Source organism: Candidatus Brocadiia bacterium (assembly GCA_041658285.1).
Taxonomy (GTDB): domain Bacteria; phylum Planctomycetota; class MHYJ01; order JACQXL01; family JACQXL01; genus JBBAAP01.
In genome coordinates, this window is the sequence record JBBAAP010000017.1 from 1 (window position 1) to 15663 (window position 15663).

A 15663-nucleotide genomic window follows, 5' to 3' on the forward strand; every position below is an offset into this window, starting at 1 on the left:
CCTTCCGTAAAAGATATTATCGGAGTCGAGTCGATTTTTCAAGGAGTTTTCTCCCCCCAAAACTCCTTGATATCTGCAACTTATTCCCCTTCATTCCTTTGTCTCAAATGCGCTGACGTTGAACAGTCGGTTTACATTCAGAGTTTAGTCCTTCTAATCCGGAAATCATTTTAAATATCCCATCTCTGGCGATCCTGTCTTTACGAAAGGACTGTTCGATTATACTTTTAGCAACATCTCTTACCCCGTCACTGATCATATTAAAGCTATAAATAGATTTACGGTTATCTGACAAAATAGAAATCCAGTTAGTAATTCTTTTATAAGCAACATCATTTATTGATTCAAAAGCCTTCAACTTGTGATCATTGAATCGCACAAACATTTGCAATGAGAAACTCTCTCTAGAATTATCCCAGAGTGGTTGGAATTTGGGCCCCAAGAGTAAATCCTCATCTGGTGAAAATCTCCAGGGATTCCTTTCAAATCGAATATCTTGAGGTCTGTAGCTATTCCCGAGTGAAAGCCATAACGCCAAAGTCAAGATATCAATCTCTGCAAGAATTTCATCTTTCGTGGAAGGCATTGTGCTCATATCACGACTGAAGAAACTACTACTAAACACCCTTTCAGCAGCCTCTTGCCCAGACTGGGACCCTTGATATGCTTCTAGACATAACTCAGGCAAACTCATTGGCTTATATTTCCAATCCATTAAAGATACATACTGGCCCATCTCAATTTTCGGCTGGATAATTACCTGAATAGATTTTGATTTTGTGCCTGTATTAAGCCACTCATTAATTTCCTCTGAATGTTTTCCTGCTAAATCTAAAAATGCAGCGTAACGGTTTAGTGGGTTTGTCACAACCGATAGAAGATAGCTCTGCCTGAATCCACTTATAAAACAATCAAGTAATCCAGCCTTCAAACCTTCACTTTCAAAGGAATAATTTTTACTCGTATTTCCGGAAGAAAATACTCCTCGCAATTTATCTTTGATTTCCTTTGAAAGCAGTTCAGATGCAATGTTGAGGTTAGGAACATCAAGATAATCAACGCCAATGTGCCCTGGAGCTTGAAAAGAAAAAAGTGGCATTCTAATTCTACCAGGTGAATTCCTAATTGCAGATTCAAAAATTGATTTATGGATTTCAAATAGTTTTTGTGTTTTTTGTTCTTGTGGCATAAATTCTCATTTACTCTCCTGATTGGCTGATTGATTTTTCCCTAAGGACGCTTTCTTTATTGCCTGGTGACACACACCATATTTTCTTTCACTGTATTCAAACGGTTTCCAAGCCGGAGTTTTTGCTGAGTAATGCCACAACTTCAATTAATAATTAATAAACCTCTAATATACCATTTCCGCGGGGTTGTCAAGTTTATAGGAGAATTTCTAGCTGGGAAATGGCTCAGTCAAACTCCGCCAGGATAATCCGTTCGAAATAGATACAGCCGCTTTGGACGCCCAGGCCTAAAAGCGTTTCGGTCATCGTTGAACCATTGATGGTTGTTCCACCTACTTCGGTCACTTTGCCGTTAATCACGAATTTCGACGTGCCGTTTTTCATAATATACTCCACGTGGTTATGTCCGGGCACTAACCGGCCGGCCGGTGGATAAATAATATCCTTAAAAGTCAATTTCCCAACTTTAAAAACGCCGGTATAAAAACCGATTAACTGTTCTCTTTTATACTTAGACGGCTCGATATAACAGGTGATGTAAAGTGAAAAGTTCCGGGGGACCCTGCCTTGCCACAACATATCGGCCGTTTTCTTTTCCGGAGGTTCGGCTATGAGCCTTCCTTTTTCGACCCGCCAGTAAGCATTCGCCCCCCATCCGGTCAAATCCCGGCCGTTAAACAAATTCAACCAATATCCGGACGCTTCGGTACTGGTCAAGGGCGGAACTGATATTTGGAGTATGAACTCATTGGTTTTTATATTAGCCGGGTCAATCTTGACAGACCGCTGAAGGAGCTGGGAAACCGACGACTCATATTTCTTTTTCATATATTCATCGGCCGAGGAGAGCAGTTTTTTTATGTGTTCGCTCTTTATTTGGGAAAATAGCTTCCAGTTATCATCCAACCTATTCAGGCATTTACCAACCTGTACCAATAATTCGTCCTGTTCTTTGGAGCGGGGCGACTGCTGCTGGAGATACTTGGCACACAAACGGTAATAGGCGATAGACTTCCTATTTTCTTCCAGCTTCTCATAGCACTCGCCCAGCTTAAAGCCGGCTTCGGGGAATTCCCGGCGGAATGCCAATGCCTGCTCGAAAGCAGTTACGGCTTCGCTATACTTGGATGCCTTGGCAAGCTCCAAACCGGACTTATAAAAACCTTCGGATTGCTGATGACTTTCCTGGCGATAATTATCCTCGATGATTTTATCCTCGGCTTCTATATTCCTCCTTAATTTTTCCACCGTTTTGGAGATTTCGTCTTTGTTTTCGGCAACCAATACGACCAGTGAGTAAACCTCCTCGGCCAGCCAGTAATCCTCGTCTTCGATACAATGATCGGCGAAACGCATAAGATTAGTAATGAATTCCATATTGAGGGCGGATGTTTTGCTTTCCCTGGGCGGTGTGACTTCAGCCCGGACGTATCCAACAAGGGCGAACAGAATTATAACGGATGAGATGATATAGAGTTTAAACTGCCGCATAATCAGGCCTCCTTTTTAGGCTAACTTCAATGACCTGATTATAGCCGGAATGGAATGGATGTCAAGAATACCTTAGCCCCTATCGAATAGTATTTCGTAGTACCGGGGAATGAGTTGTATTTCTACTCAGCATAGAATAGAATATCTTTAAAGAAAGCTTTCCCTTCATCGATAATGATTCCGGGGGAACCCTTGAATTTCCGTCCTTTTTCCCCGTCAATCTTCATATCAAAACATAATTCCTTATTTAAATAACATCGAATGCGGTCGTCATCCACTTTGATGGAAATTTCATTCCACTGAGCCGTATCTACCGGCGTTAAAGGCGGCTTTTTCTCCAGAATCTCAGCCTTCCAGCCTTCGTTACCATCAACTGTCTGTGGATTGTACTTCAAAAAGACTAGTTCATCCTGAAGAAACCCAAAACCGAAAAACCGCTCAGTGCTATCCAAACACCCCACTGCCAATCCGGACATGTACTCGGTTTTCTTGGGGTCTTCTATTTTTATGGATGCCGAAAGCATGTAATTGCCCTGTGTCGAGCAGGAATGCTTAAGAGTACTGCACCCTTTTGATAGATCGCCGATAATAGCGCCATCCCCTACTGTCCAACAGGGGGCAGATGTGCACCATCCATCCAGATTCTCGCCATTAAAAAGGGATGTCATCAGTGTTTTTTTCTGTTCGGCAACCACATCGTTCAGATCGCCCGCCCGTTGTTTTATCTCATCATTGCCAGGAGAAATCTTTCCCAGCCGCCCAAACAACCCTGTCAGGTACTCATCGCCGTTATCCTGGTATTTCTTTGCAAGCTCAAGAAATTTCGTGGAATATTTCTGGTGGATGCCAGCCAACTCGTCAGTAAACTTGCCGTATTCCGCCTGGTACGTGCCGATTTTACGCTGAAACTCCTTTTCCTTGGCGGTAAGTTCAGAACGGTCTTTCAAAAGAGACATAGCCTTATCAAAATCTCTCATAGCCTCAGACATTTCCCGTGCCTCCAGATATACCAGTCCACGTTCGAAATAAACATCCGGCATCTTGGGAGCTTCCGTCATGGCTTTTTGGAGGTTGCCCAGCGCCGCTTCATAGGCCTTTTTCTGGACTTGTTCCTTAGCCTTTTTGATATAAACGCGTGCCGATTCCTCATCACCCCAAAGCAACGCGCTTAGCACCACCAGCATAAATACTGCACAAGAGGCGCTTACGATTTTTCGCGCTACTTTTGGTACTTGATGTTTCTGAATGACACGCGGCATTTTTGCACCCATAACCCAACTCCTCCATTAAACATATTCCTTACCGGCCCTTTATATTCTAATGCGGGTTTCTCGTTTAGCAACACCTTTACTGTTTCTCCAGACACCTCTATCTGCATCAAATTCCACTCATTTGGCTTGTACGTCTCCGCAGGAAGCGTTTCCCATTTCAATCCCTGATCCTGCGTGGTGATAAGGGCATCCACAACCCCTATATAGCGCTGGTCAAAGATGCTTACGGCTTTTACGCCGGCAGACCCGCCTTTTTGAAGGCCGATGACGATGCCGATTCCGTTCTTGGAATCGTGCGTTGTCGACACCTTAAATTCGGCCGAGACAATAAAGTTATTTTCCAGGAACACGTCATTTCTTGTATTTACGATAGCGGTTCTGGTATCACAGGCAAGCTCTCCATCAGCCCCAATCTTCCAGTCATCCGGACTCTGGGGCTTCCAATCGCCTAAATCCTTACCGTTGAAAATGACAGCCCAGCGCGGCACGAAAGTGTTCGCCTTTATTTCCGCCTGAATCTTTAGCGCCTCGGTATTCTGAGGATCGATTATCAATACCGCCTTAAGAGCTTCCTCGGCAAGGAAATTATCCTTGACCCTTACTTTTTTCGCGAATGCCAAAAGCTCTTTGACATATTCTTGCTCGATTATTTTCCCCTCTTTCTGAGATATTTCAAGACCGGCCAAAAGATCCTCCGCCTTCTTTCTTATTTCCTTCAGGGATGCGGATAACTGCCCAGTCTGGTCGATTAAGGCAATGCACTTTTTGAGAGCCAGACGCCCCTTAAGTCTTTCCCCTGTTTTGACGGATATTTCGCCTATCTTGAAATGCGCGTCCGGCAGATTAGCTGATTCGGTAACGGCTTTTTGGTAGAATTCCAAAGCCCTTTTGGCATCGCCTTTTTTAGCGGCTTCATCGCCTTTCCCTAAAAATGCCCGGGCAATATCATCGTCGGCAAAAGCAACGATGGCTACCGCAAAGAATAGGCATAAAAGAATCTTGGCCAAAGATGTACATTTGCGCACAGCCATAATGCCCTACTTTATGATATTAGATAAAGATGTCAATTATTTCCTCTGCCCGATGCTATTCGGACAGGTGCAACACTTCTTTGAAATGTGCTTTGCAATTCTGGATGAACAATCCGGGAGCCCCCTTGAATCCGGCTTTTTCCTCCGGTACTTTAATATTGAATTGCACCTCATTATTCAAATAACCTATAAACTCGTTATTCTTCACTTTAGCTGTAATTTCCGCCCATCCATTATAATCTAAACTCTCCGGCAAAGCCCTCTTTGCCAGGCATTTACCCGACATGCTTTTTTGTCCGCCTTGCATAATCGCACTAAACCTTATCAGGTAAATACTTTTCTCATAGATACCGAAGAAATAAAGTCCGTCTTCTCTTGAAGCAATAGCCAGCCCGGCCGCATTCATCGCTTCGGCTTCTTTTATGGAACAATTTACTGAAAGCATATAATTATCACTCAAGATAACGCCGGATTTGAACGGACAACTGCCTCTCATTACATCCCCGACGATTTCGCCTTCTTTTACCGACCAGTACGGCGGAGGGATTTCCCATCCGTTCAAATCAGAACCATTGAAAAGAGGCAACATACAGCTTTTAGTCTGAGTAAGTATGATATCTTTAATTTTACCCAGTTTATCTTTGACCTCCCGATCTCCAGGGACTTTTGTTGATAACCAGGTCAGCATTGAAACAAGGTATTCATCGCCGCTATCCTGATATTTTTCTGCCAAGGATACAAAACGGGAGATGTATTTCTTGTTTATGTCGGAAAATTCCGTGGCTATTTTATTGCATTCCTGCAAGCAAATATTTATTTTTCGCTGCATTTCCTTCTGCGGAGCGGTTAGTTCCGTCTTTGAACGCAACAAATCGGCAGCTTTATTGAAATCTTTGGCCGCCTCGCCCAATTCTTTCACGTCATAAAATAATAAGCCCCGTTCGAAATAAGCGTCGGGCATTTCCGTGGACTCGTCTATTGCTTTCCTCAAATTAGTTAATGCCCCGGCGTAATCCTTTTTCTGCGCCAGCTCCCGGCTCTTTTTCAGGTAGACTTTTGCCGACTCGTCGTCAGCCCCGATGATCGCCGCAACGGCTAATAGGCCGATGATAATTATGCATTTAGCGGAAAATCTTCTCATTTTTGGTATTGCAAGTCAGTCAGGCTGACTCGACTTTCCTGTACCCACAGACCGATTTCGCCGTTAAAATATTCTTTATCCGGCGACGTATATTCCAATGATAGTTTATTATTGATATAAATTCTTATCCGGCTATCGGTAACTTCCAGCTCTAGTTTATTCCAGTCGTTTTTCTGGAAGCCGACAGGCAGCGATTCGGTTTGCAGCATTTTAGCTTTTTCTTGTTTTTCACGGGCGTCATACTGAACACTTTGCGCCAGGCCCAGGCGACCATCATTGCCGATGTGTATTATTTTTTCGTCCTTTAATCTTTGGTACCCGATTACGATACCAACCCCGCCCGCGGAGCTGTTATATGCGGTTTCAATTTTAAATGACATCGCGACCCTGAAATTACCCGCCAGATAAACTTTCTGTCGGATATTTAACGTTACCCCGGCATTGATATCGCAAACCAGTTCGTTTTCTTTTTCTATTTTCCAGAGTGATGGATCTTGAGGTTCCCAGTCATCAATAGTTTGCCCGTTAAAGAGAGACCGCCATCGCGGAACTAATGTCGCCTTTTTTATGTCGTCAAGCAGTTTTTTCGCCTCGGCATTATTTGCGTCAAGCTCTAATATGCGTTCCGCAGCATTCTCGGCGAAGGAATTATCTTTGCCTTTTATGCGCTTGGCAAATACCAATAATTCCTTGATGTATTCCTGCTCCACTATTTTCCCGTCTCGGCGTGAAGCCTCCAATGAACCCAGATTAGCCTCGGCTTTTTTCCTCAAGTCTTTCAGCCCTGAAGATGGCTTGCTTATTTTATCAATCAGCGTAATGCATTTCTTAAATGAAATACGGCCTTTAATCTTCTCGTTTTGCTTGAGAAAAACCTCACCCAGCTTGAAATGAACTTCCGGTAAATCCGGGCTCTCTTTGAGGGCTTTCTGGTAGAATTCCAAAGCGCGGCCAATCTCGTCTTTTTTCAGGCAGTCATCGCCCTTGGTAATAAACGTTTTAGCGATATCCTCATCTGCCTCTAAAAACAAGGGGAGTAATGCTACTGTTACGACAGCAAGCAAACCGAACAAAGAAATGATTACGTTGTTCGTAATGAATTGTCTCATTGTACTAATCTATTATTTTTAACACATAGTGTCAAGTATATAACAACTACTTCAGACAGTTTTTCTTTTTGGAGAGATAAGTTGGCCTGATTATAGCCGGAATGGAATCAATGTCAAGAATAGTGCTAGAAGTGGTTTCGGAACCTGACGCTACTATCAAGGAATAAGTTCTGCCGATATTATTTTTTATCGGCCGGCTGGTCCGACAATGACTTATCAGCCGGTTTTTCTGCGCTGGAAGCTGCGTTCTCTCCGTCCGCTGGTTTCTTGGCCTCCTCTACCGGTTTTTCCTCTGTTATGGCCGGCAGTTCGCCCTTCTTGATTGTTTTGATGCCTTCCTGGACCGTCTTTTCGGCTGGCAGGCCTTTGTATGTCTTTGCCAGGCTGTCCAACTGCCCTGTAACCTTTTCCGGTTCGCGCTCGTCTTCGGCGGTTTCGCTGTACGCCTTGATGATATTCTTGTACTCGTTAAGGGCGGACTGGTCCAGCTCTTTGAGTTTGCCTTTTGCCTTTTCCACGGACGGATACCCCTGGTATTTGTCTTCGGCTATCTGAACCAAAGCTTTAATATATTCGGGCGTCTTTTTCACACGGTCTTTCTCCAACTCCTTTTCCAGTTTGGCGGCCTTTTCATCGCGTTGCTTGAAATCGGTCCCGATGCCGGCCACCTTCTTGTCGGCGCTGTCTATGGCCGCGGTTATCTTGTTGGGCGCGGTTGTGGCGACCGTGCTTAAGAGATTTCCGTACTGATCAAGCAGGACGGCATTGGCGCTTTTAGCCAGTTTGTGCTTGGTAAAGAAACTACTCAAGTCATCATCCACAATCTTGCCCTTATTATCGGTCTTGACGAGTATCCTGGCAAATACGGCCCGCTTGTCCGAATAACCCAGCAAGGCTTCGTCGTAGTTTTTAGGAAAGTCTTCCTTGTCCTTAAAATAGAAGTATATATAAGAGACCTTCTTTTGCGCCTTGGCGGCGCTGAGAGCGCCGACTAATGTGGTCGCCTGCCAGGTGAGCGGCTTTTCCTGTTGCAATGCCGGCGTCCCCGGTTGCGGTTCCTGGGGGTTTGGGACTGGCGGTATTGGCTTAGGCGGAGTAATCGGAATGGGCGGAAGTGGAGGCGGAGGCGGCGGGTTTATCTGGATGGGCGGCTTGCCCGGCTGGGGCCAGGCGTCCTCTGAAAAAGCTTGTCCGGCCGCCAAAATAACCAGCACTGCTAAAACGCTTATTGCTGTCAGATATTTCATAGTTACCTCCTATTATTCCCTATTATATAACGGGCTATCCAGCGATATTATTGTGCCGGATATATTTTGATTTGTCTATAATTATGATGGGGCTAATAATAGCGGCGATGACGATGGCCGCTCCCCTGCCGATAATCATTTCGATAGGAAGTTGTATGTTTCTCTTGATTAAAACAGGGTTTTCTTTATAGTAAGTGTATCGTAAAATTATAGCATAGAGCCCGCAGGGAATTAATTCTCATGTTCCTTTCGAACAACCTGGACATAGTGTTTTTCATTTACGGCCTGGCGTTTGTGGTGATGGGTACCGCCATCTTTGTCCAGCCCTGCAAACAAAGCATCTTTAAACTCGGTCCAATTCTCTGGCTGCTCGGCGCATTCGGACTGATGCACGGCATCAATGAGTGGCTGGATATGTGGGTCATAATTAAAGGGCAAAACGGCACTATCGATTTAATCCGCTGGTTCTGCCTGGTTATTTCTTATGTTTTCCTGTTTGAGTTTGCCCGCCGCATCTTCAGAATTCCAACTCAATCCCCGAATAACTGGCAATCCAGAATTGCATCTTATTTGGGCTGGTGGCTGACGCTCGCCCTGGTGATGGCAATCCTGATTGGCGGCTTGACGGTAACCAACTTCTGGCAGATGGGCTCCGCACTGACACGCTATCTGCTTGCATTTCCCTCGGGGATTCTTATCGCAATCGGGTTCTGGACATATTATCGTCATGAGCATCACGTCTTAAACTCGCTGAAAATGAGGACTAATTTTATTGTCGCCGGAACTGCCCTTTTGATTTACGGGCTTATCGGCGGTCTGATTGTTCCCAAAGGCGATTTCTTCCCGGCTAATTGGATTAATACGGATTCGTTCATCCTGCTGACGGGCATCCCAGTCCAGGTTTTCCGGGCCGGATGCGCTGTGGCTATCGCCTGGGCAATGATGCGGATTCTCGCCATCTTTAACTGGGAAATAACGGATAAAATCCAGCATACCCTGGAAACGCAGGAACGGGTAAACGAGGGTATTTCCGAAAGCATTATGCTCCTTACCCCGGACTTGAGGGTACTTTGGACAAATAAAACCCTGAGGAATTCAACGCATCTTTCCGAGGAAGAACTCATCGGTGACTTCTGCTATCGGGTGACCCACCACCTGGACCAGCCCTGCCAGCCGCCACATGATACCTGCCCGATAGCGGAAATGTTCAAAACCGGCAAGCCTGTTAAGGCCATCCATACCCATTACGATAAAGAAGGCAATAAGTTTTACGCGGAGGTCACGGCTTTTCCGGTACACGATTCGAAAGGCGGCATTAGCCAGATAATTCATGTGGCGCGTGATGTGACTGAAAGAATAAAGAGCGAGGAAGAATTAGGCCATACCCGCGAGCAATTGATGCAATCCGAGAAACTCAGCACGATGGGACAATTAGCCGGCGGCGTGGCGCACGATTTCAATAACCTCATGATGATCATCAGCGGCAATGTCTACCTGTTGAAATCAGAGGTCGACCCGACCGACGAACAAACCCACAAAATGTTCGATAACATTAAGCGGGCTGTGGACCGGGGCACCGACCTGAGCCAAAAACTGCTCGGTTTCGCCCGGCGCGGGAAATACCTGCCCGTGCCGGTTAACTGCAATCAGATAGTCGAAGAAACAGTCGGAATGCTTTCCCAGACCATAGAAAAGACAATAACTATCGAGCAACACCTTGCGCCGGACCTCCAGAGCGTGGAAGCCGACAAATCCCAGATTCACCAGGTAATCCTGAATATTTGCATCAATGCGACGCAGGCAATTACTAATAAAGGTAAAATTATTATCGAAACCCTGAATGCAACCATTGATGAAGAATATGTTCGGATCCATACTGACGCCAAACCGGGTAAATTTGTAGTAATCTCTATTTCCGATACCGGTATGGGAATGGACAAAGAAACCATCAAGCATATTTTTGAACCGTTCTTTACGACCAAAAAGGCCGGCGAGGGCAGCGGGTTAGGCTTGGCTATGGTTTACGGCATAGTCAAAAACCATAACGGCTTTATTAATGTTTACAGCGAATACGGCAAGGGTTCCTGCTTCAAGGTATACCTACCCGCATCGGGGAAAGAAGCCTCTTCCAAGCCGAGCAGCCACAAAATAGTTTTACCGCAGGAATCGGTTTCCAAGTCAGGCGTTATCCTTGTGGTGGATGACGAAAGCGGCATCCTGGAAATCGCCCGGCTAATCCTTGGTAAACACGGCTATGAGGTATTGACCGCCAAAAGCGGACCTGAAGCCGTGTCTGTCTACCAAAAGGAAAAAGACCGGATCAACCTGGTCATACTTGACCTGATAATGCCCATCTGGGACGGCAAAGAGACCTATGCCAAGTTAAAGGAGATCAATCCGGCGGTTAAGGTTCTGATTGCTTCCGGCTACAGCATTAGTGGACAGGCCCAGGGAATGATAGATGCCGGAGCACTGGGGTTCATCCAGAAACCTTTCAACATAGAAAACCTGCTTAGAGAAATAAAACAGCATATCGGAGAAAAGCCATCGTAATCCGAATCCACCGCCCTACCGGATAAAATATCACGCGCCTTGTTTCCTGTCTCTGTAGCTTGCAATTACTGCAGGTAATCTTCCCTTTTGGGATACCAGCCGTCCAGGGCCTTGGCCGGGCCTTTGGTAATCCGGGCGCTGTGCTCGATGTTGCCGGGTATGACCACGCCGTCGCCGGCTTTCAATACTTTGGTCTGGCCGGCCACTATCATCTCCATCTCGCCCTGAAGCATATAGGTAATCTGCTCGTGCGGATGCTTATGGTTGGGAATGACGGCATCTGGCTTAAAGTCGAAGAAGGTCATCATCGTCTGCTCGCCGGCCGCGACGCGCAGGTCGATTCCGGGCAGAAGTTGCCGGGCTTTCAAATCCTCTACTCTAAAAAATCTATGCTCCATAACACTATTCCTTTCGCCGCAAAGACACAAAGTTTAATCCGTGTAATCCGCGGCTTATTTTAAAGAGTACCAAGCCTTATAAATAGATAAATGCCGTGCCCAACGATGGTCAGGAACGGCACAATCATCACCGGCAGCCCGCTCAGGTAACTGCGCACCTGAATAAGCCCCTGTTCATCTATCCGCGGGCCGCCCGGCAAGCTGTCCAGCATCACCGCATAGGCTGGGTTAGTCTCTTCATAGAGCAATTGTTCCTGAGCGTTGTCTTCAAGAACTTCGGGTTTGTGCGTCTTGGCCACGGCCTCATATTTAGAACCATTTCCGGCCGTAAACTCAAAAGCCAGTTTGTAAACTATTTGGTTATTAATTCTGGTATTGGTCGGCAGCTTGGATTTGAGCGTGCCCAGGCCGACCTTGCCGTATCTCAGGAGCCGTATAGCTTTAAGGCCGCTTTTAACTCCAATCACTATGAAAATAAAGCCAATTGCGGGGAATATTAATACGAATAATACCCAAGGGCCAAACGCACTCATTCTCATGCCTTTAATACGGGAAATATTGGGATGCGCTTTGACGTATTCCACCTGAACATCAGTCCCGGCCTGGAGTTGTTTTCCGGTCGCATAAGATATACCCTTATATGTCACGTGGCCATCGGTTTGGTAGGTATAATGATTGGCATAAACCGGGGTGCCGTCCGAGTGCTTGCCACCGCCTACGGAAAAGCTGGTGCGCTGGCTGGAGGAAACCTGGCCCGAGACTGATTCCGTCTTCAACGAGAAATAATACCATGAAAGGACATCGGCATTCAAGGCAAATACCCAAGCAAATATCAGCCCGAATCCGAAAAAGAACCAGCCCAGCTGGTTAAGCATACCGCCGAACAGAAGATTCGACTTTACCAACAAAGGCACATTGCGCGGCGGCGAAGACAGGTTGTAGATATTCAACATAGGTTATTTACTTTCACTCAGGGCCTTTTTCCAGCCTTCCAGGTTCGACTTGGGAAAAATCGCGAAAGGACTGTCCGGTTCAATCTTGGCGCCTGTCTCAACATCGGAGATAGCGTTCTTGAGTAGGCTGCGAAAATCCTCTATCCGTCCGGCACCCTTCTCAACATAGGCCTTTTTGGCATAGGCGGCGGAGCGGATAAAATACTGCCGTGAATCTTTAGAGTCCATTTTAATGCCATTGGTCAAATCAATAATGGCATTGTCCCAATTGCCCAATTCAAAATGGATAGTGCCACGAGACCTATAGAGATTGGCGCCGCGCCACTCTCCGCCAAATTTATTTATTACCCAGTCAACATCCGGCAAGGCCTTGTCGTATTGGCGCTTAGCGGAGTATGCATCGGCACGGGCCAGATAACCGCTAATATTTTCCTTATCCTGTTCAAGTACATAATTACAATCGGCGATAGCCTTGTCGTAATCATTGATTTCGATATAGACATAAGCCCGGTTGATGAAAGTACCAAAACTTTGGTCAAGTCGGATAGACTCGGTAAAATCGGCGATTGCCTGGGCATACATCCTTTTTTTACCGTAGCAGACGCCGCGGGAGTTGTAAATATGAGTCTCCGGAGCCAGTTTAATCACCTGGGTGTAGTCATCAATAGCCTGGTCCATCTGATTAAGTTTCTCGTAAATACTGGCTCGGTTCAAATAACCGCCCGGGTTATCCGGGCTGAGGGTGATAGCGCGGCTGAAATCAAACACGGCCTTGGTGAAATCTTTTTTCTCGGAGTAAGCTATGCCCCGCTCGTTGTAGGCCATAACGGCATTACCGCCCTTATCGTTCATATCTATTACCCTGGTGAAGTCTTCAATCGCACGGTCATGATTCTTGAGTATTCCCCAGATTTTTCCGCGCATGATGTATATCTCTGCATCAATAGTACCCCCTTTTAATACCTGGTTGCAGGCGTCCAACGCCAATTGGCAAATATCCGCCATCTCAGTTTTATCATCAAACACCTTGACCCAGGTAAAAATAGTCCTGGCCAAATCACGAAAGGTTTTTCGATTATTGGAATTTACGCTAATGGATTTGAGATAGAGTTCAGCTGAGGTACGAAACATCCGCTTGGCTAACTTCTTATCGTTTTCATTTGCCGCCTCTAATCCGCGAGTGAGATGCATCTGTCCGGCATTAGCAAAAAGGTTAAAATCGCTATAGCCCAGCTTGACAGCCCTGTCGTAGGCATCAAGAGCTTTTATGTCCTGACCGGTCAGGAAATAAAGCGTGCCGAGATTATTATATAAGCCGCCCAAATTCGGATTCAGTTTTATAAGCGCTTCGTAATATTCTATTGCCTCTTGGCCCAGCAGATCGGTCATGGTCAGTTTGAGATATTCGGGGTTAAGCCGAAATGCCCGGTCGTGGTCGGCAATCATCCGTGCCATATCGCCTTGGCGCAGGTATATGTATCCGCGCTGGTAATAAGCCAGGTCGCATTGAGGATAAAGCTCGATAGCCCGGCTATAGCTGGCCAGCGCCTGGTCGTAGTTTTTCTTGCTGTTTTCGATATTGCCCTTGACCAGCCATCCGATGTAGCTGTTGGGGTCAAGTTCCAAGACCTTATTAAAATCGGCTATGGACTCATCCGGTTTGGAACGGATATAATTGGTTATCCATCCCCGTTCGTAGTAGGCGTAAACCAGGCTCGGCGTGGCTTCAATGGCTTTGCTGAAATAATCGTAGGCCCTGTCATAATCCTTTTTCCCTTTGTAAACATATCCAATAACTTGATAGGCCTTACCGAATAACGGGTCTATTTTCAGGGCGTCCTGGGCGATGGCTATTTTTTCTTCGGGCGTCTTGACAAACGACTCGCGTTCAAGCACGGCATTAGCCTTGGCCCGGAGTTCGTCCGCCTGCTGGGCCTGGATTATCTGCTCGGCTGTAAGCTGTTTCTGTTCCTGGAGTATGGCTTTACACTTTTTCTGGAGCTGGCTTATTTCATCATCTTCCGAAACAAGCATCAAAACGCTTTGACAGGCGGCCAGGGCATCTTCATAGCGGTTTCCTTGGAAACTGTCCAGCGCTTCCTGACGGTAGAACTTAATCAGATTGGCTTGCTCCAAGCGGTTGACTATCTGCCAAACAGATATACCTATACCCAACGCAAATATTCCCAGTAGCGACAGACTGGCAACACGATTTTTACGCACCCGCTTCCAAGCACGGCTCATCGGTCCGGACGGCTTGGCCAGAATCTCCTCGCCGTCCAGATAACGCTTGATATCATCGGCCAGTTCACCGGCGGTTTTATACCGCCTCTGGGGCTCTTTTTCCAGACACTTCATGCAGATGGTTTCCAGGTCTTTGTGGATGTTACCGATTACCTTTCGGGGCGGAAGCGGGTCTTTATTTATTATATCGCTGATAAGTTGGTAGACATCCTCGCCCGGAAACGGCGTCTGGCCGGTCAGCCCGTGGTAGAATGTCGCGCCCAATGAGAAAATGTCGGAATTGGTGCCGATTTCCTTTTTCTTGCCGCTGGCCTGTTCCGGCGACATATACTCGGGCGTGCCCAGCACCGTCCCGGTCACGGTCAACGAACGCTCGGTGGCGGTCAGCTCCTTGGCCAGCCCAAAGTCGGTCAGGAATGCCTTACCCGAAGGGTCAATCAGTATGTTGGACGGTTTGATGTCTCGGTGGATTATGCCCTGCCCGTGGGCGTATTCCAGGGCCCGGCCGATGTCGTGGATTATCTCGCTTACCCGCTTGTGCGTCAGGGATGGCTCGCGTTCATGTATCAACTCTCCCATTGACTTGCCCTGGACATAGTCCATAGTCAGGTAATGGGTGCCGCCTTCGGTGCCGACTTCGTGTACGTTAATAATATTGGGGTGCTTGAGCTTGGCCGTGGCCCGAGCCTCACGCAGGAAGCGCTCGACTGATTCCGGGTCATCCAGGATAAGAGTCTTAAGTGCCACCCGGCGGTTAAGAGTGGCGTCGTAAGCCAGGTAAACCGCGCCCATGCCGCCCTGCCCAAGCTTCTTTTCCAGCTGGTATTTGCCAAAGGTCTTTAATTCCCGGCTATTCAGCTTATCCAGCCAGGATTTTACAAAAGGATGTGTTTTAAGAAAGTCAAGCTGACCGGGGTCATCTCTACGAACCCGTGATATCTCAGGACTTTCCCACCAGGCGCGGAATTCTTCCTCGCTGGCAAATTGCCTCATTCTTACTGTTTCGCCTGACATAGTAAATCAGAATAACATCAA

Annotated in this window: 11 protein-coding genes; 1 reads left to right on the forward strand and 10 read right to left on the reverse strand. The window is 46.7% G+C overall.

Annotation, left to right across the window (positions count from 1 at the left end; all coding sequences use genetic code 11):
* Positions 1 to 103 precede the first annotated feature (103 nt).
* The 7 genes from WC980_10390 to WC980_10420 all read right to left on the reverse strand — a co-directional run bounded on the left by WC980_10390 (position 104) and on the right by WC980_10420 (position 8480).
* Positions 104 to 1189 carry a hypothetical protein gene (locus WC980_10390; GenBank protein ID MFA5795457.1) on the reverse strand — a complete coding sequence of 362 codons (1086 nt, stop codon included), beginning with the start codon at positions 1187 to 1189 and terminating at the stop codon, positions 104 to 106.
* A 226-nt stretch (positions 1190 to 1415) separates the two neighbouring features.
* The gene (locus WC980_10395; protein ID MFA5795458.1) at positions 1416 to 2681 is read right to left on the reverse strand and encodes a hypothetical protein; all 1266 of its coding nucleotides are present in this window, start codon (positions 2679 to 2681) and stop codon (positions 1416 to 1418) included.
* A 122-nt stretch (positions 2682 to 2803) separates the two neighbouring features.
* The gene (locus WC980_10400) at positions 2804 to 3952 is read right to left on the reverse strand and encodes a family 16 glycoside hydrolase (GenBank protein ID MFA5795459.1); all 1149 of its coding nucleotides are present in this window, start codon (positions 3950 to 3952) and stop codon (positions 2804 to 2806) included.
* The gene (locus WC980_10405) at positions 3901 to 4983 is read right to left on the reverse strand and encodes a family 16 glycoside hydrolase (GenBank protein ID MFA5795460.1); all 1083 of its coding nucleotides are present in this window, start codon (positions 4981 to 4983) and stop codon (positions 3901 to 3903) included. Before WC980_10405 ends, WC980_10400 begins: the two co-directional genes overlap by 52 nt.
* Before the next feature lie 55 nt (positions 4984 to 5038).
* Positions 5039 to 6124, reverse strand: a complete 1086-nt coding sequence (locus tag WC980_10410; protein MFA5795461.1) for a hypothetical protein — start codon at positions 6122 to 6124, stop codon at positions 5039 to 5041.
* Positions 6121 to 7233, reverse strand: coding sequence for a family 16 glycoside hydrolase (locus WC980_10415; GenBank protein MFA5795462.1), 1113 nt, complete (start codon positions 7231 to 7233; stop codon positions 6121 to 6123). The genes WC980_10410 and WC980_10415 overlap by 4 nt, the downstream gene beginning before the upstream one ends.
* 179 nt (positions 7234 to 7412) lie before the next feature.
* Positions 7413 to 8480 (reverse strand): hypothetical protein, encoded by a 1068-nt coding sequence (locus WC980_10420; GenBank protein ID MFA5795463.1) that lies wholly within the window; start codon positions 8478 to 8480, stop codon positions 7413 to 7415.
* 240 nt (positions 8481 to 8720) lie between these two features.
* Between WC980_10420 and WC980_10425 the strand changes: the two genes are divergently transcribed.
* Positions 8721 to 11033 carry an ATP-binding protein gene (locus WC980_10425; protein ID MFA5795464.1) on the forward strand — a complete coding sequence of 771 codons (2313 nt, stop codon included), beginning with the start codon at positions 8721 to 8723 and terminating at the stop codon, positions 11031 to 11033.
* Between the two features lie 65 nt (positions 11034 to 11098).
* Here the strand turns inward: WC980_10425 and WC980_10430 are convergent, their stop codons facing one another.
* From WC980_10430 to WC980_10440, 3 genes are read right to left on the reverse strand one after another with little or no spacing between them, the layout of a single operon-like run.
* The gene (locus WC980_10430; protein ID MFA5795465.1) at positions 11099 to 11431 is read right to left on the reverse strand and encodes a cupin domain-containing protein; all 333 of its coding nucleotides are present in this window, start codon (positions 11429 to 11431) and stop codon (positions 11099 to 11101) included.
* A gap of 59 nt (positions 11432 to 11490) precedes the next feature.
* Positions 11491 to 12384 (reverse strand): DUF3592 domain-containing protein, encoded by an 894-nt coding sequence (locus tag WC980_10435; GenBank protein MFA5795466.1) that lies wholly within the window; start codon positions 12382 to 12384, stop codon positions 11491 to 11493.
* 3 nt (positions 12385 to 12387) lie between these two features.
* Positions 12388 to 15642 (reverse strand): protein kinase, encoded by a 3255-nt coding sequence (locus WC980_10440; GenBank protein MFA5795467.1) that lies wholly within the window; start codon positions 15640 to 15642, stop codon positions 12388 to 12390.
* Positions 15643 to 15663 lie beyond the last annotated feature (21 nt).

Excerpts from the sequence above, each read along its gene's own strand:
- WC980_10425 (MFA5795464.1), top strand. The coding sequence starts at position 8,721 with ATGTTCCTTTCGAACAACCTGGACATAGTGTTTTTCATTTACGGCCTG.
- WC980_10415 (MFA5795462.1), bottom strand. The coding sequence starts at position 7,233 with ATGAGACAATTCATTACGAACAACGTAATCATTTCTTTGTTCGGTTTG.
- WC980_10395 (MFA5795458.1), bottom strand. The coding sequence starts at position 2,681 with ATGCGGCAGTTTAAACTCTATATCATCTCATCCGTTATAATTCTGTTC.
- WC980_10435 (MFA5795466.1), bottom strand. The coding sequence starts at position 12,384 with ATGTTGAATATCTACAACCTGTCTTCGCCGCCGCGCAATGTGCCTTTG.
- WC980_10430 (MFA5795465.1), bottom strand. The coding sequence starts at position 11,431 with ATGGAGCATAGATTTTTTAGAGTAGAGGATTTGAAAGCCCGGCAACTT.
- WC980_10405 (MFA5795460.1), bottom strand. The coding sequence starts at position 4,983 with ATGGCTGTGCGCAAATGTACATCTTTGGCCAAGATTCTTTTATGCCTA.
- WC980_10440 (MFA5795467.1), bottom strand. The coding sequence starts at position 15,642 with ATGTCAGGCGAAACAGTAAGAATGAGGCAATTTGCCAGCGAGGAAGAA.
- WC980_10400 (MFA5795459.1), bottom strand. The coding sequence starts at position 3,952 with ATGGGTGCAAAAATGCCGCGTGTCATTCAGAAACATCAAGTACCAAAA.
- WC980_10420 (MFA5795463.1), bottom strand. The coding sequence starts at position 8,480 with ATGAAATATCTGACAGCAATAAGCGTTTTAGCAGTGCTGGTTATTTTG.
- WC980_10410 (MFA5795461.1), bottom strand. The coding sequence starts at position 6,124 with ATGAGAAGATTTTCCGCTAAATGCATAATTATCATCGGCCTATTAGCC.
- WC980_10390 (MFA5795457.1), bottom strand. The coding sequence starts at position 1,189 with ATGCCACAAGAACAAAAAACACAAAAACTATTTGAAATCCATAAATCA.